We start from the raw sequence: 21,199 nt of genomic DNA, 5'->3' as shown, positions 1-21,199 counted from the left end.
GGAGCATACTGTCACCATCCATGCCTCCCGACTGGCTGAAGGTGCGAACCATGCGGACCGACACTCCCGTTGACTCGGAGCACGACCCACGACGCGCGCATCGATGGCTTCGCTCGCTGCCCGTTGTTCAGGTCATCAAGGGGTATCAGGCAAGCTGGCTGCCGAAGGATCTGGCCGCGGGCCTCGTGCTGACCACGATGCTGGTGCCGGTCGGCATCGCTTACGCGGAGGCGTCGGGCGTTCCCGGGGTATGCGGCCTGTACGCGACGATCGTTCCGCTGCTCGCCTATGCGATATTCGGGCCCAGCCGCATATTGGTGCTCGGCCCCGACTCCGCGCTCGCTGCACCCATATTGGCGGTGGTTGCGCAACTCGCCGCCGGCGATCCCTCTCGCGCAATCGCGGTCGCCAGCATGATGGCCATCGTCTCCGGCGTGGTCTGCATCGTGATGGGGATCTTGCGACTGGGCTTCATCACCGAACTGCTTTCGAAGCCGATCCGCTACGGCTACATGAACGGCATTGCGCTCGCGGTGCTGATCAGCCAGTTGCCCAAGCTGTTCGCCGTCTCCATCGAGGAGCAAGGGCCGCTCCGCGATCTCGTCAACCTTGCGCAGGCCATCGCCGCGGGCAAGGCCAACTGGACCAGCTTCGCGGTAGGCGCGGGAAGCCTCGTGCTCATCCTGTTCCTGAAACGTTTCGAAAAGCTTCCGGGGATTCTCATCGCGGTCGTGCTGGCGACAGTGTGCGTCAGCGTATTCGGCCTCGACAGTGTTGGCGTCAAGGTGCTCGGCAAGATTCCGCAGGGACTGCCCGCGTTCGCGCTGCCGTGGGCAAGCGGCGCTGACCTGGCGAAGATCGTCCTCGGCGGCAGTGCGGTCGCGCTCATCGCTTTCGCCGATACCAGCGTGCTGTCGCGAACCTTCGCTGCGCGCACCAACAGCCGGGTCGATCCGAACCAGGAGATGATCGGACTGGGGGCCGCCAACCTTGCGGCGGGGCTTTTTCACGGCTTCCCGATCAGCAGCAGTTCCTCCCGCACTCCCGTCGCGGAAGCCGCAGGTGCCAAGACGCAGTTGACGGGCGTGGTAGGTGCCGTGGCGGTCGCGGCGCTGCTGCTGGCGGCGCCGAACCTGCTGCGTTATCTGCCCACCAGCACGCTCGCCGCGGTGGTCATTGCCGCAGCCATCGGGCTCTTCGAGATCAACGATCTCAGGCGCATTTTCCGCATCCAGCAATGGGAGTTCTGGCTATCGATCGCGTGCACGGCGGGCGTCGCTGTCTTCGGCGCCATCCCCGGTATCTGCCTTGCGGTGGGGATCGCGATCACTGAATTTCTGTGGGATGGCTGGAGACCGCATTCCGCGATTCTCGGGCGCGTTCCCGACTTGCGCGGCTACCACGACCTGGAGCGGCATCCGCAAGCCGAACGGATTTCCGGACTCGTGCTGTTCCGCTGGGACGCACCGCTCTTCTTCGCCAACGCAGAGTTGTTTCAGGAGCGTCTATCACAGGCCATCCAGGAATCGCCGACAAGCGTGCGCAGAGTCGTCGTGGCTGCAGAGCCGGTGACGAGCGTGGACGTGACATCGGCCGATATGCTTCGCGAGTTGATCCGCAAGCTGAGCGCGCGCGGCATCGAGTTGCACTTCGCCGAGCTCAAGGACCCCGTGCGCGACAAGCTCAGGCGCTTCGAACTGATGGACATTCTCGGCGACGCGCAATTCCATCCGACGATAGGCAGCGCGGTCGAAGACCACCTCGGCAATCATGGAGCCAGCGAGCATCGCGGCGATGCCGGTCCGGCGCCGTCGCGCGAGACGTGAGAGGCACGCATCGGGCGTGCGGATTCGCTCCCGGCGGCGCTCACTTTGTCGCTTGTTGCCACCGCAGGATGGGATGCGTTCCGCCGGCCGGCATCACCCAGGTTCCGGTCGGGCTGAAGTTCCAGGTCGGTCCAAAGCTCGAAGCCGCGCCCATCTGAGCGGTAGTGAGCCCGTTTTCAGCAGGCACGGGCGTACCGCTCAACACGCCCTCCGTCGCGGTGCTGGCCTGCACATCCCAGTAGACATTGCTCGCGATTGTTCCGCCATTGTTGAGGGCAATGCCGCCCTTGATCTGCGGAAACGCGTGCGAATCGAGCGGCGACGCGGCAAAGGATTCGCTGATCGTGCCGTTGTTGCCCCCGACGAGGCCGCCGACGTAGGTCATCGAGGCGACGCCCGTCGCGTAGGATTGCGTGATCGTCCCGTTGTTGGTCGTGACGAGGAGGCCGCCGTTGGAACGCGATCCGCCGCTCGCACCGCCGTTCACGAATGACTGGACGATCAAGCCGTTATTGACGACGGCGAGGCCCCCGAGAGCCTCCAGCCCGATGAAACCCGCGCTGCTCGACGAGCGCTCGATGGTGCCGTCGTTCCGGGCAACGAAGCCGCCCGCTCCGGACCCAGCAAAGTATTGCACCGACACGCCGGACGTATGCGAGTTGTTGATGAGCCCCTGGTTCAAGCCCGCGAGGATGCCGACCGGGCCCGAGACCGAGCCATTGGCATAAGCGTTCTCCACGCCGAGGTTGCGCACCACACCCGTGGGTCCGATCGTGGCGAACAGTCCGAGATTGATCTGCGAGTCGTCGGCGGCTCGAAGATTCACGTTGCGAATCACGTGGCCCATGCCGTCGAACTGGCCGGTGAACGCTGCGTTGGCCGGACCGCCGATACCGTTGAACTCTATTGCCGTCGTTGAGAAATCGAGATCCCTGCCGAGCGCATACACGCCCGAGAGATCGTTCGATACCTTCTCAAGATCCGCCCTCGAACCGATGAGCCGGTAAGCGGTGAATTGCGAGCGCATGCCGCTGAATGGCGCCGCGCTCCACGACGGATTGCTCGTCACCGTGCCGGCCGCATACGTGCCGTTCATGTCGTACAGCGCCGAGACGACGCCCGTTCCCCGCGACCAGTCGATGATGCCGCGATTCGCGACGCTGCCACCGTTATCGATGCCGTGCGAATCGGCGCGCAGCGTGAGATTGCCCGCGCCAGTGTTCGCAAGCGTCACCAGCGGTCCGAGCGTCACGTCATGCAGAGCGTTCAGTGTGAGCGATGCATCGCCGGTCCATCGCACGGCCGCGCCGAAGTTGATGTTGCCCGTTCCGCTGTTGGCGCCCGTCGCGTTCACCGTGATCGACGTACCGCTCGACAGATTGCGCGCGAGGGTCGCCGAGTTCAGCGGTCCGGCGTTGAACTCGGGCGCGCTGACGTTCCATAGCGCCGCATCGATCGCGGCGTCGTCGAGATGCAGCGTGTTGCCGGTCGTAATCACCGTGCCGCCGCTTCCATTCGCATCTGACGCCTCGACCGTCGAATGAACGTGCGCCGTGCCGCGGTCGGCGACGAGCCACACCTTGCCATCGCGCGTCGCGGTGCCGGTCGCGCGCAGATCGCCATTTTGCCCGGCGAGCGCGAACACGTTGCCATCCGCCGCTCGAAGATCGATCTGCGCGGCTTCGATCGTTCCCTTGTTCACGACGTCGCCACGCGTGCCCGGCTGGACGAAGACCTGCGGGCCAGTCGACGAGTCCTTCAGCAACACCTGATTGCCAGTGGCGAGTTCCGCCGATCCCTTCGGCGCATCGATGCTGCCATCGTTCTCGACGAGCTTGCGGGAGATGAGAAAGACATCGCCGCCGGTCGAACTGATCTTGCCGAGATTGACGACGACGCCATCGCTCGAACCGGCAAGGCTGAGCGGGCCGCCGTTCATGAAGTTGTCGTTGCCGATGTCGAGCGTCGATGCAACGAAGCGGCCGCCTGTGGTGACGACGCCGCTCGGTCCCACCACGACCCCTTGCGGGTTGATGAGGTAAAAGCTGCCCGTGGCAACGAGTTGTCCATTGATCAGCGAGCGGTCAGTTCCGGTCACGCGGCTAAGCGTGGCGCCCGTGCCGTTATTCACGTTAACGGTGTTGCCATTGCCGATTGAGAAGCTGCGCCAGTCGATCACGGCGCGCGTCGTGCTCTGCGTGATGTCGACGCCATTGCTGCGCGTCGCGATCGAACCCGTGCCCGCGACAAACTGGCCGCCTTGAGGAAGCGGTCCCGCGGCAAGCGCGCTCGCGCCTGCGGCCGAGAGAAACAGGGAGAGAATGGCATCGCGTAACGTCCGGCGTTGCCGATATAAGCCATGCAAACGATGGGAGTTGAAGGACAGAGACTCTGTCGTGCGTGGCTGCACTGTCGCAGGATGGTTACGGCATTGCACGAGATGTTCCTCCGCATGGTTTGGCCAACGTTCTGAGGACCGCTGCTCTTTCCCTCCCGGGTTTCGAATAGTATGACTGAATTCGACGGGGATCGACAATGCGTCTGCCCGGTCACCGCTGGAGCCAGCTTCTGGAGTCCGAACACCCTTGCTGCCAAATCTGGATCGCATCCGCACGGAGCGCCGCGATCACTGCGCTTCGAGCAGCGCTTTCAGCGCATTCAGATCGCGGGTGACCCATTGAGCGTCGGCGGCGAATTTCTCGTCGCTCATCCCCTGTACGCGAAACAGCGTGAACAGCACTTCGGTGCCCGTGCCATTCGCAACCGTGCGCATCGGCACATGGACTTCGGTACCGTCAGGCAATTCGACAGTGTGATCGAGTACGCCGTATGCATTGCGCCCGGTGAATCGGACCTTGACCGGGCCGTTGTCGCCTTCGAAGCGCCACACGGTTCCTTCGTTGCCGAGCGGCTTGCCGAGACCCGATGCCCAGTGCGCGAACGACGCAGGCTGCGACATGAAGTCATACACGTCCTGCAGGCTTCGCTGGATGGAGACGCTGATCGTTTTCGATTCGGCCGCATGCATCGTGATGTCTCCGTCTGACCCTCGACCATTCGAAGGGACGTCGCGCTGTGAAGTAACGCGTCGGGTGTCGTCACGATAACACTACGTGATTAATACACTCCTGCCATGCCCGGCGGCCGATGTTTGAAGCGTCGATGTACCCAGTAATACTGTTCCGGATGTTTCAGGACCTGCGTCTCGAGAAACGCATTCATCCGACGCGTGTCAACTGCATCGCTGCCCGATGGAAAGTCTTCCAGCGGTTCAAAGACTGTCAGCTTGTATCCGCGGTAATTGGGCAGCACCTCCGTCACGAACGGCACCACGCGCGCGCGGCCAAGCCTTGCAAGTCGCGCGACGGACGTGAGCGTGCAGGCGGGAACGCCAAAGAAAGGGACGAAAACAGAGTTGTCGATGCCGTGATCCATGTCCGCCGCGAGCATGACTGGCTTGCCTGAGCGCAGTAGTTCGACGATCTTTCTCGCGCTCGTCGAGCGTTCGATCATCTCTGCGCCAAACCTGCTGCGTTGGCGTTTCGCGAGATCGCACATGCGAACGTTTGACATGCGTGTATACAAGGACGCGGCAGGCTGGTTCGTCGAATAAACGATGCAGCCGACCTCAATGGCCACGAAGTGAAAGCCCATGAAGATGGTAGGCGGAGCATCCTTGTCGTTAAGATCGATCTTGCTGTCGATCTCGACGAGTCCTTTCATCGACTGCGCGCTACCGAACCACTGGATGCCTCGTTCGAGGTAGCTGCGCACGACGTGGCGGAAGTGGTCCCTCGCGAGATCGTCGCATTCGCGCTCGGTCTTCGTCGGGAAACAGAGACGCAGATTGACAAGGACCACATGCTTGCGGCGGCTTGGAAGCCTATACAACGCTGCCCCGAGGGCGCTACCAAGCCGCGCGACCAACCCATAAGGAAGCACTGAGAAAAGCCGTAGCAGCGCTACCATGAGCGCAAAACCGAGTCGGTCCAAGAGTTTGTCTCCTGAGGAACCGTCGAATTGCGCTAGCAGGGGCGCTTTCTGTCGACGATTCCTGTCGTAGTTGTAGTTTTCCCGAAGCCCGACCGTCCTCCCGCTAGTTATGCAGGGAAGATGAGTTATGGACCCGGGAAACGAGTTGCGGACGCCGGACGGCGATGTGCGCGGGACACACACTATCGGCCTGCGTCGCAGTTTGCCGATCGTGAGTGCTCACCCTCTTCAGGCTACTACATCTTGCAGGCAGCGGCCATTGAAAATCCTCAGGCCTGGCCTTTCCGCTGACAACGACCTCGTTCAAGGCGACGAAGCCCTTCAAACCATTTTGGTCTACGATCGCGATTGATCTGAGCCGCAAGGCGATAAGGAGACGCGTGTGAGCGATCTCGACCTGAGCACCATCTACCGGCGCTACCTGGATTGTCTGAACAAGCGGGACTGGGCGTCACTCGGTCAGTTTGTCGAAGACAACGTAAGTCACAACGGTCGGCCGATCGGCCTGTCAGGCTATCGCACAAGGCTGGAACAGGACATCCTCGATATACCAGACTTGCGATTCGAAATCGAACTGCTCGTGACCGAGCCGCCTTTCGTCGCAAGCCGTCTGCGGTTTGACTGCACGCCCACACATGCTTTCCTCGGATTGCCCATCGACGGCAAGCGGATCGTTTTCGCGGAGAACGTGTTCTATGCGTTTCGCGGCGCAAGGATCGCACAGGTGTGGTCGGTCATAGACAAGACCGCGATCGAAGCGCAACTATAGTCGGAACCAGCCACTTGCCTGTCTGGCGCGACAGGCTCGCCGATGACGTTCAACCGCTTGCGACGAGCGAAGCCCGCGCACGCTGCGGCACGCCGTTCTTCGTGAGCGCGGCAAGCGTGAGGATGCTGCTGCACAGTTCGCGCAACGGCACGGGCTTCACCAGAAGGTTCCACACGCGCAGGCGCAACGCGCAGATCGCGATCGACATCGAATTGCGTCCCGCGATCACGAGAACCGGCAGCGCCGGATGCTCGCGACGCACGCGCGAGAGCGCATCGACGCCCTGCGCGTTGGGCTCGTCAAACTCGAAGCAGACGAATGCCGGCATGCGGCTCGCTATGGCATTAGACACGTCGCCCGGGTCGTCGACACGGTGGATGTCGAATGCGCCGTCAAGTGTTTCGGCAAGCGATGCCTCGGCGTGACGCGTCAGGTCCACCCACACGAAACGATAGTACGGCGATGCGCTCGCTGGATCGAACGAATGTGACATGGGCGATGTCCTCTGGGCGTTCATTCTCGATTGCACACGGTCCGCTCGCGCCAGTTCGCGCGACGCGTCGACTTGGTTTGCCTGTACTCTGGGCGATCTGACGCAGTCGAAACACCCCGCTTGGGTCGGGGCGAAGCCCCTGCACGCGAGGGGACCCGGATGAGGTATCGTCTGGCCTGTTCCTTGCGGCACGCGCAAGGCACGCGAATATCACTTCGATTCACCTGACCGCCATGACCATCGCCCTGCACACCTGGAACACGCCGAACGGCCGCAAGATCAGCGTCGCGCTCGAAGAAATGGAACTGCCGTACACGGTCAGGACCGTGAACATTTCGAAGGGCGAGCAACACTCGCCCGAGTTCCTGAGCATCAGTCCGAACAACCGCATTCCCGCTATCGTGGATCCGAACGGTCCCGACGGTCAGCCGATCAGCGTCTTCGAATCCGGCGCGATCCTGCTCTATCTCGGCGAGAAGACCGGCAGGTTCCTGCCGGCGAGCCTGCGCGATCGCGTGCCGGTGCTCGAATGGCTGATGTGGCAGATGGGCGGCTTCGGTCCGATGCCGGGACAGGTGCATCACTTCCGTATGGTCGAAGCCGAAAGCGACCGGCGCTACGGCCTCAAACGCTATTCGGACGAAACGCGCCGACTTTATGGCGTGCTGGACCGGCGCCTTACGGAAGTGGAATACGTGGCAGGCGCATTGTCGGTGGCTGATTTCGCGATTCTCGGCTGGGCGTGGCGCCATGAGCGGCATCAGGTTTCGCTCGATGACTTCCCGAACGTGAAGCGCTGGTATGAAGCGCTTTTTGCACGCCCCGGCGTTCAGCGCGGCTTTCAAGTCAAGCTCGACGATGCCTGACACGCCCGTTTGCTGTCGTGGAACGGGCCGAGCGGTCGAGATCACCATTCCGGACGCTGACGCGGCACGTCGGTCACGGCAACCAGTTCACGATCGACCAGTTCGAGCCTGAGCGGCTCATTCGCCGACATAGCCTTCTTCGCGATCACGCGACGCCAGTCCCACTCGTTAGTCACATCGCGGAAGAACGCAGCAACGGCGACGTATTGCGTGTCGCCGCGCATCGGCTGTGACATGCTCACCGCGCCGCGAGGATTGACGACTACGCCCGCGATATCCTGCAGGTCGGCGCCCAGCACGGCGCGGTCGTCCTTGAGCAGATCGTCATAGGAAGCGGCATCGAAGGACTTTCGGTCCTTCAACTGATAGACGCGCACCGCCACCGACACCGAACGACTTGCCTCGTCCGGATTGAGCGACGCGCGCGCGGTGAGATCGAGGTTCAGCATCTTGACCTGCTTGTAGAACACGGCGTGGTAAGCGTCCGAGGTCGTGTCGGACACCGACTGCCAGGCACCGCACGCGCTGAGGATCAGGCTCGCGGCAACGGTAGTGATGAGTAAAGCTGCTCGCGTTGCAAACTCCAGAGTTATGCAAAGTGGCCGGACATGCCACGTCGCGTGGCCGCAGCCGTAGGAATCGCCTCGTATCGGCCGAGCCGGATCGTGATGACGATTTCGCCTGCGGGTTTCAACAGCGTCGTCCAGGCGAGTCGTCCGCCTGAAGCGCTTTCTTCACGCGTGCGCCCGAGCCTCAACACCGGCGCGATCGCCGCCGACACTTCCATGCGCAGCACCACATCTGCCTTGGCGCCCAGATAGATGCGCAGCAGGCTCACCAGGTCGCGATGTAGCGGCGCATCCGGCAGCAGGCCGTGCGCCTGTGCGGCGCTTGCGGGCGTAAGCGTGACGCGCACCGCGCCGCCGCGATCGATGACGCGCCGTCCGCGCACGTGTCCAAGGCCGAGCCGGGCTTTATCGATCACATGGCCGCCGCCCGAACCCAACCGAGGTGGATCATCGAGGCGGACCCACACCGGAAAACGCTCGTCGACCGTCACGCCGACACCCGGCGCGGCGAGCGCGACGATACCGGCAAGCCCTTCCGCCGTTCGGGTACGTTGCGTGAGCAGACCCAGCAAGCCGAGCACACGCACGGGCAGCAGTCCGGCGCTCGCAGCCTTGCCCCCGAGACCGAAACCCGCGAGACACAGCAGGTTGCGCGACATGGGATCGCTGCCGCCGCGCTCGAAGCCCGCCGCATAGCGGTACTTGCGCCATGCGCGATAAAAAAGCGTCGCGATCCGGTGATTGAACACGTCGAGAAACGCCATGACTTCCTCGTGCCCTTCGCGTCGCAACACGATGTCGTCAATCAAATGCGGCGGCATCGCCGCATTCACGCCATATAGCCCGAGAAACGTGGTGCGCACCGACGGCGGCCGATCCGGCCGCTCGTCATCGACTTCGACGGCTGCGACTTCGGCCCCGGGAAACCCCACTTTCGGAAATGGCCGGAACCGCACTGGCTCGCCGGCGGGGCTGTCGCGGGTACCGAGGCCGTCGCGCGGTGACGCGAGGCGTTCGAGCAACTGGCACAACTGGAAAAAATTCATTCGCGACGCCCGCGCCAGCACGAGCGGCGTGAGGCCGGCAATCGTGTCAGGCGCATTCATAGCGGCGCGCGCTCCGCGTGGCTGGCCGCCCATTCGATACGCTTGCCCGTCGGCAGACTCACGATCGCCAGTTGCGTGAAGAGGTTGATCTCGGCGTAAAGCGCGAAGAACCGATGCAGCAGTTCGCCGAACAAATGGACATCGCCCTCACCCGCGAAGGCGTGGCTGTCGAGCGTCACTTCGATCAGCACGCCTCGCTCGATACCCCCGCGAACCACGCGGCGCAATAGCTTCTGTGCGACCTGCTGGATGCCGGCAAGACGACGGCAGTTCATCTCGTCGCTCGTCCAGTCGTAGAGCGCAAGCGCGCCGCGCAACACTTCCGCATCCATCAGCGACAGGAAGTTCGGCGCGAGATGAGAAAGCACACGCCATTGGAAGCGATCGTTGACGGGCGGATACACGGCAGCGCCGGCGCGGTGAGATTGCGCACCTGCGCGACGTTCGGCGCGCTTTCCACCAGCTCGTCGATGCTCGCCTCGCGCAGGCCCTTGCGAGGCAACATGCCGTTCGTGCCCGTTACGCGCAGCGACAGCGTTTCTTCCGGCAGATCCTGCATGGATTCCCACGCGTGGCCGCCGAGGATGATCCACGTGTCGAACAGTCCTTTCGCGCCCTGTCTCACGCGCGTATGGAAGTACCGTTCCGGCGCTTCGTGACGCAGCATGCCGCCGCGATGCCGGAACGTCGAGAACGGCACGTATTCGGAGCGCTCGGCGGTTTCGTGATCGAACGAATCCACCGCGTCGACCGAATACGTCTCCACGAAACTGCCGTGGTGATGCATCGGCTTTACCCGGTACTCTGTCTCGTGATGATCGATACGCACCGGCTCGGCATCGAGTTCGAAGAGGTTGATGATCGGCGTGCAGAAGAGACGCACATTGGCCGCAGTAAAGCGCAGGTCTGCCGGATAGCTTTGCGCGAGCAGCACTTCGATTTCGAAGCTCCACGCATCGTTCGGCAGCGCGTCGATGTTCAGGCCGCACAGGTCGACGAACAGGAATTTCTCGCGAAAAGTGAAGTATTCGAGCAACAACTGATAGCCCGAAAACGCCGTGTCGGCCTTGGGCCACAGGCGTTCGCCGGCCGCGAAACCCGCCGCTTCCAGACGCGCATTCCTGAGCGGCGTGGCCGCGCCGTCGCACACGCCGGGAATGCGCCACGACACGGCCTGCACCTGCCGCGTCAGCGCGAGATGCAAGGCGAAAGCCACCGGCAAATCGGCGTTCAGATACAGCCGGATGCGCGACAAATCGAGCGCTTCGCGCCGCGCGGAGCGGTCGATTTCGAAACTCAGCCGGATCACCGAACGCCCGTCGTGGCGCACCGACGGCGCGGCGTCGGTCAGGCGGATCGGCATCAGCGTGACGGCTTGCGTGGTCCGGTAGAGGCACTGCACCCCGCTCGCGCCGACTCTGCCGGAACGCACGGAAAGGCCCGCCGGCACGATCTCGGTCTGCTGCAGCGTCTCCAGCGCGGGCGTCATTTCGAGTATCGACAGCGACGGGATCGTGCGCAGGTAGTGCGGCCATAGCAGACTGACGAGACCTTCGGTCAGCTCGGGCAATTCGTCGTCGAGCTTCTGGCGCAGACGCCCCGTGAGGAAAGCAAAGCCCTCGAACAGCCGCTCGACATAGGGATCGCGATCGCCGACGCGATCGAGGTTCAGCATGCGCGCACGGTCCGGATGCGCCTCGGCGAATTCCTTGCCGGCTTCGCTCAGATGGCGCATCTCGGCTTCGTAATAGCGCAGGATGGAATCGTCCATGGTGTTTCCTTTTTTGTGCGACTACAGCGCCACGGCGCGCGCGGGATCGAGCACGGTCAGTTCGCCCTGCAACTGCTCGATGCGGCGGCTCAAGGCGGGCTTGTCGGCATCCTTGCGGGTCATCGCGGCTCTCAGCATCCGTGACAGGTGCTGTTTCACCTCGAAGGTCAGCGCCGGCTCCCAGCGCGAAAGGCCGAATTGGCCGGTCGCGTCGTTGAGATCGGTCAGCAGATGCAGCGCGATGTCGGATTTGCCGTCGTGGTCCGCGAGGCGCGCCATCAGCCAGCGCTGCAGAAACCGCTGCCGATCCGACTGAATGCCGGGTAGCGCCGAAAGCCACGCATAGGCCGCGTCGAGCCCCTCGCTCGCCAGGAGGTCGCGCGACTGCGCTTCCATCTCCACCCAGCCGCCGGCATCGTCGTCATCGCCTGAGGCCGGGCGCGGCGCGAGCGCCTCGCCCGCCTCAAGATCGCGCACCACCGCGTGGCGGGCGATCCAGTCGAGCGTGATGTCGTCGGCGAACGGCGTGCCGTCGCTGTACGCGAGACGTTCGATGCCGGCAAGGCGCGCGAGCAGCAGCGCGAAATCGGTGCGCAACACGTCGCGCCATTCGGTGTACGGCACGCCCCCGTGATCGAGCGCCGTATGCTGGAAAAACTGCAGGTCGAACCACAGATGGTTTGCGCCTTCGGTGAACGCGGCCTCGCCGCGCTCGAGCAGTTCGTGCCAGTGCTTTTGCAACACGAGGCGACGAAACTGCTGGCGCAGCTCGGCGCGCGGCGCAGGCAGACGCGTGCGCGACTGCGCGTCGGCGGGCGGCAATTCGTGAACGGTATCCCAGCGCACGCAGCGGATCAGGCGCGTGGCTGCGAGATAGCCGTTTTCCTGATCGCGCAGGTAGCGGGCCATCGTGCGCGTCTGGTCGAGCAGGTCGCGTGTCGACGCGATCAGGGCATGGCTGCTTTGAGTCGCTGGGAGCGTCGACGCCCCGGACGCGCTGACGCTCAACGACTGCGCCGGCTGCGTGTCCGGCTCGAAGCGCGAGATGAGCGGCTGCAGGTTCGGACGCGCGGCTTCGGCCCAATGGCTCGTGCGCGTGACGAGCAGGTTCAGGGCGGCCATCGCGCGTTCGAGATCAGCGGGCTTGAAGGACGCGTGCGGGTCATTCGTTGCGCTTGCGTCGACGCTTGCCAGCTGGTCGATCATTCGCGAAGTCGCCAGCCAGTCGAGCGCGCCCTTCTTAGCTTCGTGACGCGTCGGCAGCAACGATTCGCCGAAGCGCTCGACCAGCGCGGCGGTCAATTCGAGTCCGTCGGCGAAACCGGCCGTGCCGTCCTGTCGAAGCCGCGCGAACGTGTAGTAAGCGGCGAGCCGCAAATCCTTGCCGGTTTCCTTGAGCAATTGCTCGCAGCTACGCACGACCAGGGCATCGTCGCTGCCGGACAGCTTCGCGAGTTCGTCCTTGATCGCGAAAAACGTGTCTTCGTAACCCGGATCGCGGCCGATGCCGTCGTCGCCGGTAAGGGGTTCCAGCCAGCCAGACCACGCGCCGATGCGCTCGCGCATCAGATCATCCGGATCGCGCGCGCCGAAGAGCGACTTGAGCAGCGTGGAGAAGAGGCTCATTCGAACTCCGGCATGGCGTTGCGCGGCAATGGCATCGCGGCGTGCTTCGCCGCTTCGATGACCGCGGCGGGTAAAGGTGGCGGATTCGTCCCTTGACCCGGCGAAGCCTTTGCGCCGGACCCGCTCAGGAAGATGCGTGAAGGCAACGTGAAGTGACGCCGTTGCAGCGCATCTAGCGGACCGGCGCCCGATTCGCTACGCAACTGCACCTGCAGCACGAGCGGCTTTTGCGGTGCGCGCAGCGAAGGCTCGTCACGCTGCGTGCGGACGCTCGGCGTGGCCTTGGCTTCGTCGACGGTTACGATCGTCGCCGACGGGTCCGCGCTCCAGTCGTCCTTGATGCGCGGTTGGTGCGGAGATGTAGCGGGGGCCGCCGTTCGCACTGGCGCACTCGCCTCCCCTCGTGCGCGCACGACCTCGGCGCGAGCTGATGATTGCGCCCCTGGCATCCACTTGAGCACGTAACGCGCGCCATCCTGCTGCGTGACGGCTGCGCGTTCGAGGAGCCGGACCAGCCCGAAGCGACCCGCGAAGTCAAGGTCCGAGCGAACGCCTGCGTTTTCCGTCTGCCATTCGACATGCGCGCTGTTTTCCAGCGCATCGCCCGGCCAGATGAACGGCGTCCATTCCTCCTTCTGGTTGAAATAGTGCAGCTCGCGGCCCGACAGCTTGAACTTCATGTCGGTGATGCCCGGCGTCGGAATGGCGCGCAACTCGTAACGGACGCCTGCGTCGCCGTTGGGAAACAGCACGTTCGACACGCGCGTGAGCCGGTTCAGCGCCCGGACGAACTCGGGATCGACGGCCAGCGCGTTGCGCCCCGCGCCTTGCGCAACGACCCACTGGTCACCCTGGCGCTCCAGAATTCCTGATAGCTGCGTCGCGACGAACTGCGCGATCACGCCGTTGTCCGCGCGCAGGAAGCGCGCCATTTCGGGCAGTGAGGCGTCGTTGTCCGAGTCCGCAAACGGATAGCGGCCGCCGAACGACTTGTTCCAGGCAGCGACGACCGATATTCGCCACGTCTCGTTCAGGCTCGCGGAAGCGGGTTTCAGCACGACGTCCCAGGTCTGGTCGAGCGGTCGCTGGAACAGCGCATCGCCCAAGCCCGCCCATTGCTCGCCGAGGCTTGCCGCGACGCGGCTTGCGTAATCGCGGCTGTCTCCGAGGTCCGACGTCTTGCCTTGCAGGATCGCCTGGGCGGCGGTACGCGACATCGCGTCGGGGTCGGTGCTCGTCATGATCTGCTGGAGCTTCAGGCGCACCGCCGTGACGCGTTCGAGGTAGCGCGGCAGGCTCACGTCTTGTGCGGTGCTGACCTTCGACTGGTCGCTGCCGGTCAGGTGCAGCAGCGGGCCGAAGGCGTTGGCGAGCGGGGCGTTGGGTGGCGGCGGCGCTTTCACTGGGTCATCCTTGCTTTTGATGAGGTCGCGCGCCTTGGAGACGAGCGTGTCCGAGAGCGACTGGCCGGCCGCGCCCGTGTTCGACTGATACGCGATCACCTTGAACAGCGCCGAAAGCGGTGAGCGTTGCGGATCGGCATAGAGGCTCAATTGGTCGACCGTGCCGGAGAGCGTCGTGTCGGGCTGCCAGCGCACGCTGTTCAGGAAATGCTGCCATTGGCGCGCGTAGTCGGCGAAATAACGCTCGCGAAGCGCTTGTTTGAGCGAAGGGGCCGTCGTGGTCGTTGCTGTGTCGGAGAGCACCCAGTCGCCGGTGACGGAGCGTTGGGTGTCAGCCTCGTCGATGGCGCGGCCGATGCGTTCGTCCCATGCGGCGCGCGTGTAGATGCCCGGCAGCATTTCCTTCGTCGTGAAGAGGCCGCGGCTCGTGGTTTCCTGGGCGGCGTCGCCAAGAAGCGTCTGTAACGACACCGGCGGGTATTTGCCGCGGTTCTCGTCGAGGATTTGCCCGTACACCGCGTCAGTGGAGTTCTGCAGGCCCATGACGCTGATGAGCGTCTGGCGCGCGGTGCTGACGAGGGTCGCGTCGACGGCAGTCGCGAGCGATGTGCCACGCTGTGCCATGTGATTCGCGTGGAACGCGACGAGGCGACGAGTCAGGTCGCGCCAGCCGCCCGGACTCACCGATGACGGCTCCGGGCGAGCGGGCTCGGCCGTTTCAAGCAAGGCGGGTGTCAGGAATGTGGTATCGGTGTGTTGCGGCTTCGCGAGCATCAGGTATGTCTTGAGCGTGCTGTAGGCGCGCTTGATCTGCGCATCGCCGCTGCTCGCGAGTTCCTGGTCGGTCAGCGCGCTGAGTCGGCGGAGGTCGGCTTCGAGTTTCGCGCGGATCGGCGGGACCAGGATGCGGTTGCTTGCCGCGGCGTAGGACGGCCACAGAGCTGCGAGCACGGCGGCATCGCGGTTCAGGCCAAAACGGGCATACCACGGGGCGCCTTCGTACTGGCGGGTTTCAAGGGTGTCGAGTTGTTTTTGCAGGGCGTCGAGGGTCTGGGCGGCTTGGGTGGGGTCGAGCGGCGCGGTTGCACCGCGGGCGAGATTCTCAGCAGCCTGAATGTCGGAACGGTTGACCGTCCCGGATAGCATCGTGCCGATGAGCGACACGGCGGCAAGCGTTGTGACAGCCCAGGCGACCGAGGTCGAGAGTGAGAAGCCGATGCGCCGGCCGCGGACGTGGCGGCTGTGTTCGGCAACCGTTTGCCAGGTCGAAAGCGCACGTTCGCGTGAATCCTCATGCTTCGCAGCAGTGTCGGCGTGTTGCGAGCTGAACAGCGGCGCAAACAGGATGCCGAACACGACTGTTCGACTTGCGCGTCCGTTATTCAGGAGCATGACGAGTGCAGAAAGCGTATCGGTACGATTCGTCACATGTCGCGAGAGTTGGGCGAGACAGCGCTCCTTGATATTCGGCGCCAGCCTTTGCACGCTCCGATCCGCGAGTTGTCGCGACACACTTTCCAGCGATAGTCGCATTTCAGCGAGATCGATACCGCGCGTCGACCACGTAATGGCGACGGGCTCGCTGGCAGCCGGTATGACGCCGTCGACATCGACCACATCGAGGAGGTACGCGGGCGCAGCCCATCCAAGCGGGCGGCATTTTTGCACGAGCTCATGTTCGACTATGGCTGGATCTTGCGAGGCTCGCGCACCGTCGGCCGCGCGCACGATCTGAATCACGGCATCGACGGGCCGCCGACGCCACCCCGCGCGGAATCGCGCTAGCCACTCGGTATCGCGCTTGCCGGTCCCTTCCGCATAGAGAAGCACCGCCTCGGACGAGAAATGCCACCCACGGGCGCTCAGCCCAGGAACCAGCGCATCGACCACGCCTTTTTCACCCGATATCAGCAGCCACGGTTGCCTGTAGCGCCAACGCCACCCATGGACATGTTGGAGGGCTGATTTGAGATCCATATACCGCTGCGCGACAAGGTCGACCCGCGCGTCTTCCGTCCCTTCCCGCGCCGCTGGATCGCGTTGATGGCGATCCGGTTCGCGGTTCGGTGCATGCTTTGCAACCATCCGCCATGCCCACGTCAATGGCGCGCGTAGACACAGCAAGGTCATGCCGCACAGAAGGACGGCGACGATCCGATTCACCGGCGAAGCGTCATAGTTCGAGCCAAAAAAATACGCGACGATCGCGGCGAACAACGTGATAGCCCAGACGACGATCCAATAACCCTTGACCTTCATGCCCTTCATTGCGCGAATTCCATTTCATTGCCACGTGAGGCCGGCCGCACGACGGCCACGCTGAACGCCTTCTCACGGACCGCGATCATTTGGGGTTTGCCGCTTTGCCATGCATGCTCCGTCGCCAGAGCCACAGCCAACCATCCCGCTGCCTCCCCTGGTTGGCCTAAGGCGATATCGATGTCGTGGATGCCTGAAAAGCCTTCTTGTTCTCCAAGCTTAAGTCCGAGTTCGGTGGTAACGCTCAGGAACGAAGGCTTGTCCTGCCCGGCGAGGCCGGCCTGCCATACGTGGTGTAGCTCGGCCGCTGATAGTCCACCCCATAGCAGACCAGTCGTCACGGTGTCGCGAAGTTCTGGCTCAGTGGTCTCCACCGGCCTATGCAGCAATGCAACGGGTTTCAGGCCCAACCGCTCGACTAGAGGCGCCCAACCGCACAAGAACGCGACGCCAACTTCGGCGCTGTTCTCTGGCGGATCCGCGTGAAGTTGTGCGGCAACGAACAAGGTCAATTTTTCCAGCGCGGGACCGGCTTTGATATCCAGCCATTCATCGACGGCCATCACCCCTCGTTGCACGTTCCGCAACGATGCAGACGTCTGCGCATGGCCGGTTTCCTCCCAACAATGCTTCCATGTCTCCCACAGTTCGTCGCCATCCATTTCAGGGGGCACCTGCAATCTGACTTCGAAAGGGACGGCTTTTGGCAATTCGCTCAACGCTTCGTCGAGCTCACCCAGTAACGACAGAAACAACGCGCGATAGCGGCAGGGGTTTTCTTCGTCAGCGTTCAGCGTCAGTGCAGTGTGGCGAATTGCTCCCTCCCCCGGCCGAGGCGCCCTCGCCTTTAACGCGGACTGCTTCGCGTCTGCGATGGCAGATGCCACGCCGTACTCGCCCAACGCGCATGCGTAGGCCGAACCCAACACCGCGAGAGGCTCACGCGCGAATTCAATGGCCCGCGCTCGATCGGCTTCGAGGACTTCCATCTCCGCTCGAAGCCTGTCGGTTTCGTCGTCGTAATAGAACAGCCGCAGACCAAACGCCACGCACCACGCGAGCGCGGGAAACGCCAGCACGCGCGCCCAGAACCACGCCGAACCTGTCGGCTCGCCCTTTGGCCATGTCACTAAAGTCAGCGACACGCTGGCGAGCATGAACGCAACGAATAGCGCCAGCCAGATAACGGGCTTGGGCGGCGACGGCGACTCAACCCGCGATGCAAGTATGGGTAGTTCCACTGGCATCGTCTTAGACCAGAGTGGAAAGCAACCGGCAGCCGCAAGCCGCGCGGTACCCATGGCGGGCAATCGGCACACCGCCATCAGTCATGGACTCGTCGCCGTCGATGATCAGATTGGGACGGATATCGTGCTTTGGGCAGGACACTTCGTCGCCCTTGCGGACGACCGGGCATCCTCCGAAGCGCATCGTCGTCGAAGCACTGATGACAGCGCCGCCGTGGTTTGTCGGGTCACCCAGTCGGATTACGTCGATCAATTTTTTCCTCAAATCTCGGGTAGAGCGTTTTCTTGTCTTAGCGATAACTGTTCGTGCGCATCGCGGAACCTAGCCGCTGATCGCCTTAATTTCTACTCAGGGAACGGGCTCACCGTATCCGAAATCTTTACCCAACCTTTCGATGCCCGGCCGCCTGTGTCATTTAAGAACTTCACAAGGTAAAAGTCGTTTCTTTTGTCGAGAGCGACTACAACGTCACCGCGGACGAGAAAGCCTTTTCTTTTCATGAATCGAGTGTTTTCATAATCGAAGAAATTCGATTTTCTTGTTATTACTAAAAGTCCGATAATTTGGGTGCGCTCTCAATGAGATTAGGGATAGCAGAATCTTTCCGAAATCCTCCACCGGCCGCGGTCAAGCATCCGCCAGGAGCCTCGTCCATTTGAATGGTCCAACGTTCTCCGGCGATGACCAATTTGCCCGGCAGATCTTCTTCACGATCACGGTTCTCGTAGCTGCTATCGGTTGAAAAAGTCTGTATTGTCAGCGGCGGCGAGTGCTCTGATTGGAATGTCAAAGTGAAAAAAAATCTGCACGACACCGGGGGCCGGATGCCGTTCACGCTCGGCAGCGTCAGTCCGTAATATCCATTTATCTTTCCGTCTTTTTCTTTGGCGACAATGTTCGGTGTATCAAATTCGATTAAAATGCTTGCAATTGCGAATTGATTAACAAGCGCCAAGAGTGCCATGAATACTATCGAGACGGGTTTCACATTGACATAAACCATTACTTGTCACCCTTCCGCAATCTCTTTCTAGCCGAGAGCCGCGCTAACCCTTAGACGCGATCCGAAACAACGGTATTACTTGCGCATCCATGAATTGAATTCTTCTCACAAAAATCTTATTTCAGCGGACTGCACAGCTCTCCATGACAAGCTGGGCTAATTGAATCCCAACTTTTCCCACCGATTTGACGAACGAAAGTCTGAATACTCGGACGCGCTGCCCGGCGTGACATTGCCCTCCCTCAAAATCGTAGTGAAACATGGACACGCACTGCCCAACTGGAAAGTTCAACGACGACTTCACGGAATCAGGAAGCCGGCTCGCTCCAGGGTAATACAGATACGTACTTGAATGCTTGTCTTTAATAACTGAAAAGTATTCAGGATGATCTGCAAGGACCGAAGCAAGTTCGCGGGCGCGCTTCTGCCCGGAAGTACCTTCTGTAGCGACGCTCTGTAGCGCCCCAATATTCGAAGCAAGTCCCATGTCTGATCGAGCGTATGAGACGAATTGCTCGGCCGAAGGGTATTTTCCCCAGAAATTTTCATTCAGTCGCACAAGTTTTTCTGCTCGGAATATTGGCCATGAGCGATCGGTGCGAAATAGTATTTCCACTCCGCCTCATCGCCCTCAAACAACTTGTACGTTTCTGTCGTGACGAGCCCAGGGCGGCCGTACCCAAGCGTCGCGTTTTTATGAGCTGTGACGAGATAAGCTTGTCTTCCAACGACCGCAACCATCGCGTCGGTAATGATGTCGTCTCCACCATTGAAGGTGCTGAAATTCAGGCTATAGTCGTTCATCCGGCTTCTGTTCTTCACGAGAGGGATCATTACGACCTTTTCATTGCTGAGTTGCAGGTAAAAGGAGTAGTTCATGTAGTAGAGACGCGAGTCGTCGGTTAGCACACCGGCAACCAGCATCAGTTGACCATCCGAGATCCGCCAACGCGTCACTCCGCTTTCGTATTGCTCGGCGCGTACGCCGTTACAAATACCGCCGCATGCAACGATCAGCGCTAACAATCGGACCACCGTGGCGAGAGAGAAAGGTCGGTTCATGAGGGTCTACTCCTCTCCTTTACTTGCTAGCGCGATGGTGTTCTCTGAAAGAATGTCAGCGAAGGCGCTGGGTTCTATGAACTGTGCAGGTTGGTCGCTGGCCGCGCGACGAAACGGGTCTTCATTTAGTGATAGCAGAGGGGATTGCTGTGTCCGTTCATCTCGGGGCTCTGGATCGTCGGACACACTGATCTGATGCGAATCCCAATCATCGAAGCCGACTCTAAGTGTCAGCGTGTCGGGTTTATCCAGAATCGTTCGTGGAAGACGTCCGTCCTTCGCGATTTTCCCGGTATGCAGTACCGTACCGGCACTGTCAATGATCTGATACGGCTTGCCAATCCATCCGATATCCTGAGTCAAGTCATCGGAATGGGCAGTCGCAAACCGAAGACTGTATTTCCCAAGCAACTCACCGTGTGGCAGAGACGGAAGCGGATAGCTCTGACCGCCCGCGCCCGGCTTATCCCACGACGCACACTTTTCCAGAATGTCGCCGGGCGTGCCGTTTTCGATGCGTTCAGCGTTGATCTTGATGTACGAGCCTGCCACGCCGATCCTTACTTCCTTCGCCGCTGACAGGATCAGCTTGCCTTCCGTGCTCGTGATCGTTACATCCTTGAGTGCCGCGAGTGCCATTTCATCGCTCTGTGCGCGAATCTCCACTTTGCCCTTGGCCGCGAACAGCTTCATGCCAAGCTTCTGCGCGAACAGCGACACTGCTTCGCCAGCCGCGACCGTGAACCGTTTGAGCACACCGATGTCCGCATTGCCGCCCGCGGTCGCGATCAAATTCTGATTCGCGCTCAGTTGCAGATGCGCGCCCGAGATGAGTCCCACCCCGGCCGGCGCGCTGACGAGTACTCCCGCCTTCTTCAACTCGTTCAGCGTGCCGTCGAGAAACGCCTTCTGCTGGCCATAGTCGGCCGCGATCGCCTGCGCGGCTTTCGCCGCCTCAGCCAGCGACTGCATCTGTTGCAGCGCCTGTTCAAGCAAATCCTGCGCAGGCTGCATGTCCAGTTGCTTGCCATTGGCAGCTCGCTGGGCGTCAGCGGAAATGTAGACACCTTTGGCGCCCCGCACCGCCACGTGCCCATCCGAGCGCGCAACTCCGCCCCTTCACCCCGCTTCTCCCTCTGCACATCGACCATATGTCCAAGATTCAGCTCACTGGTCTGAAACGGCGTCGTCAGATGAACGTGTTC

General features: G+C 62.0%; 15 protein-coding genes and 2 pseudogenes. 3 read left to right on the top strand and 14 right to left on the bottom strand.

Translation table 11 applies throughout. The features are described from left to right. Window positions 1-50 precede the first annotated feature (50 nt). On the top strand, window positions 51-1,826 hold the full coding sequence (locus AWB81_RS27190) for a SulP family inorganic anion transporter (protein ID WP_062639646.1): 1,776 nt from the start codon (window positions 51-53) through the stop codon (window positions 1,824-1,826). A 40-nt stretch (window positions 1,827-1,866) separates the two neighbouring features. Here the strand turns inward: AWB81_RS27190 and AWB81_RS27185 are convergent, their stop codons facing one another. The 3 genes from AWB81_RS27185 to AWB81_RS27175 all read right to left on the bottom strand — a co-directional run bounded on the left by AWB81_RS27185 (window position 1,867) and on the right by AWB81_RS27175 (window position 5,819). Further along, window positions 1,867-4,191 (bottom strand): beta strand repeat-containing protein, encoded by a 2,325-nt coding sequence (locus tag AWB81_RS27185; RefSeq protein ID WP_062639628.1) that lies wholly within the window; start codon window positions 4,189-4,191, stop codon window positions 1,867-1,869. 261 nt (window positions 4,192-4,452) lie between these two features. Then, a complete protein-coding gene (locus AWB81_RS27180) occupies window positions 4,453-4,854 on the bottom strand; it encodes an SRPBCC family protein (protein ID WP_062639627.1) in 402 nt (133 codons plus the stop codon). A gap of 89 nt (window positions 4,855-4,943) precedes the next feature. Next, window positions 4,944-5,819, bottom strand: a complete 876-nt coding sequence (locus tag AWB81_RS27175) for a lipid A biosynthesis lauroyl acyltransferase (protein ID WP_062639626.1) — start codon at window positions 5,817-5,819, stop codon at window positions 4,944-4,946. 382 nt (window positions 5,820-6,201) lie between these two features. Here AWB81_RS27175 and AWB81_RS27170 point away from each other — a divergent pair, with 382 nt between their 5' ends. Next, on the top strand, window positions 6,202-6,588 hold the full coding sequence (locus AWB81_RS27170; protein WP_062639625.1) for an ester cyclase: 387 nt from the start codon (window positions 6,202-6,204) through the stop codon (window positions 6,586-6,588). A gap of 49 nt (window positions 6,589-6,637) precedes the next feature. Here the strand turns inward: AWB81_RS27170 and AWB81_RS27165 are convergent, their stop codons facing one another. Then, a complete protein-coding gene (locus AWB81_RS27165) occupies window positions 6,638-7,081 on the bottom strand; it encodes a response regulator (protein ID WP_062639624.1) in 444 nt (147 codons plus the stop codon). A gap of 233 nt (window positions 7,082-7,314) precedes the next feature. On the opposite strand from AWB81_RS27165, the gene AWB81_RS27160 reads away from it, so the two are divergent. Further along, window positions 7,315-7,947 carry a glutathione S-transferase family protein gene (locus tag AWB81_RS27160; RefSeq protein ID WP_062639623.1) on the top strand — a complete coding sequence of 211 codons (633 nt, stop codon included), beginning with the start codon at window positions 7,315-7,317 and terminating at the stop codon, window positions 7,945-7,947. 41 nt (window positions 7,948-7,988) lie between these two features. Here the strand turns inward: AWB81_RS27160 and tssJ are convergent, their stop codons facing one another. From tssJ to AWB81_RS27110, 10 genes and pseudogenes are all read right to left on the bottom strand, one after another. Then, window positions 7,989-8,540, bottom strand: a complete 552-nt coding sequence (gene tssJ / locus AWB81_RS27155) for a type VI secretion system lipoprotein TssJ (RefSeq protein WP_062639622.1) — start codon at window positions 8,538-8,540, stop codon at window positions 7,989-7,991. Further along, on the bottom strand, window positions 8,537-9,622 hold the full coding sequence (gene tssG / locus AWB81_RS27150; RefSeq protein WP_062639645.1) for a type VI secretion system baseplate subunit TssG: 1,086 nt from the start codon (window positions 9,620-9,622) through the stop codon (window positions 8,537-8,539). The genes tssJ and tssG overlap by 4 nt, the downstream gene beginning before the upstream one ends. Further along, window positions 9,619-11,393, bottom strand: a pseudogene (gene tssF / locus AWB81_RS27145) (type VI secretion system baseplate subunit TssF). The gene tssG and the pseudogene tssF overlap by 4 nt, the downstream one beginning before the upstream one ends. Window positions 11,394-11,414: 21 nt before the next feature. Further along, window positions 11,415-13,019: a type VI secretion system protein TssA gene (tssA, locus tag AWB81_RS27140; protein WP_062639621.1), complete on the bottom strand. Its 1,605-nt coding sequence runs from the start codon at window positions 13,017-13,019 to the stop codon at window positions 11,415-11,417. Next, window positions 13,016-16,690, bottom strand: coding sequence for an ImcF-related family protein (locus tag AWB81_RS27135; protein WP_062639620.1), 3,675 nt, complete (start codon window positions 16,688-16,690; stop codon window positions 13,016-13,018). Before AWB81_RS27135 ends, tssA begins: the two co-directional genes overlap by 4 nt. Then, window positions 16,687-17,922, bottom strand: coding sequence for a KPHS_23130 family T6SS system protein (locus AWB81_RS27130; protein WP_144444192.1), 1,236 nt, complete (start codon window positions 17,920-17,922; stop codon window positions 16,687-16,689). Before AWB81_RS27130 ends, AWB81_RS27135 begins: the two co-directional genes overlap by 4 nt. A 10-nt stretch (window positions 17,923-17,932) precedes the next feature. After that, window positions 17,933-18,181: a PAAR domain-containing protein gene (locus AWB81_RS27125; RefSeq protein WP_087135222.1), complete on the bottom strand. Its 249-nt coding sequence runs from the start codon at window positions 18,179-18,181 to the stop codon at window positions 17,933-17,935. Window positions 18,182-18,476: 295 nt separating this feature from the next. Continuing rightward, window positions 18,477-18,893 carry a hypothetical protein gene (locus tag AWB81_RS27120; RefSeq protein WP_062639618.1) on the bottom strand — a complete coding sequence of 139 codons (417 nt, stop codon included), beginning with the start codon at window positions 18,891-18,893 and terminating at the stop codon, window positions 18,477-18,479. A gap of 588 nt (window positions 18,894-19,481) precedes the next feature. After that, complete coding sequence (locus AWB81_RS27115) at window positions 19,482-19,994, bottom strand: hypothetical protein (protein ID WP_062639617.1); 513 nt, start codon at window positions 19,992-19,994, stop codon at window positions 19,482-19,484. Window positions 19,995-20,000: 6 nt separating this feature from the next. Continuing rightward, window positions 20,001-21,199: pseudogene (locus tag AWB81_RS27110) on the bottom strand (DUF2345 domain-containing protein); the annotation flags it as partial.

It is taken from the genome of Caballeronia arationis, from assembly GCF_001544975.2.
GTDB classification, from domain to species: Bacteria; Pseudomonadota; Gammaproteobacteria; order Burkholderiales; family Burkholderiaceae; genus Caballeronia; species Caballeronia arationis.
Note: the sequence above shows the minus strand (reverse complement) of the source record. Positions and strands in the feature narration are given on the sequence as shown.

Excerpts from the sequence above, each read along its gene's own strand:
- tssG (WP_062639645.1), bottom strand. The coding sequence starts at position 9,622 with ATGAATGCGCCTGACACGATTGCCGGCCTCACGCCGCTCGTGCTGGCG.
- AWB81_RS27160 (WP_062639623.1), top strand. The coding sequence starts at position 7,315 with ATGACCATCGCCCTGCACACCTGGAACACGCCGAACGGCCGCAAGATC.
- AWB81_RS27165 (WP_062639624.1), bottom strand. The coding sequence starts at position 7,081 with ATGTCACATTCGTTCGATCCAGCGAGCGCATCGCCGTACTATCGTTTC.
- AWB81_RS27120 (WP_062639618.1), bottom strand. The coding sequence starts at position 18,893 with ATGGCACTCTTGGCGCTTGTTAATCAATTCGCAATTGCAAGCATTTTA.
- AWB81_RS27180 (WP_062639627.1), bottom strand. The coding sequence starts at position 4,854 with ATGCATGCGGCCGAATCGAAAACGATCAGCGTCTCCATCCAGCGAAGC.
- AWB81_RS27115 (WP_062639617.1), bottom strand. The coding sequence starts at position 19,994 with ATGAACCGACCTTTCTCTCTCGCCACGGTGGTCCGATTGTTAGCGCTG.
- AWB81_RS27190 (WP_062639646.1), top strand. The coding sequence starts at position 51 with ATGCGGACCGACACTCCCGTTGACTCGGAGCACGACCCACGACGCGCG.
- tssA (WP_062639621.1), bottom strand. The coding sequence starts at position 13,019 with ATGAGCCTCTTCTCCACGCTGCTCAAGTCGCTCTTCGGCGCGCGCGAT.
- AWB81_RS27135 (WP_062639620.1), bottom strand. The coding sequence starts at position 16,690 with ATGAAGGGCATGAAGGTCAAGGGTTATTGGATCGTCGTCTGGGCTATC.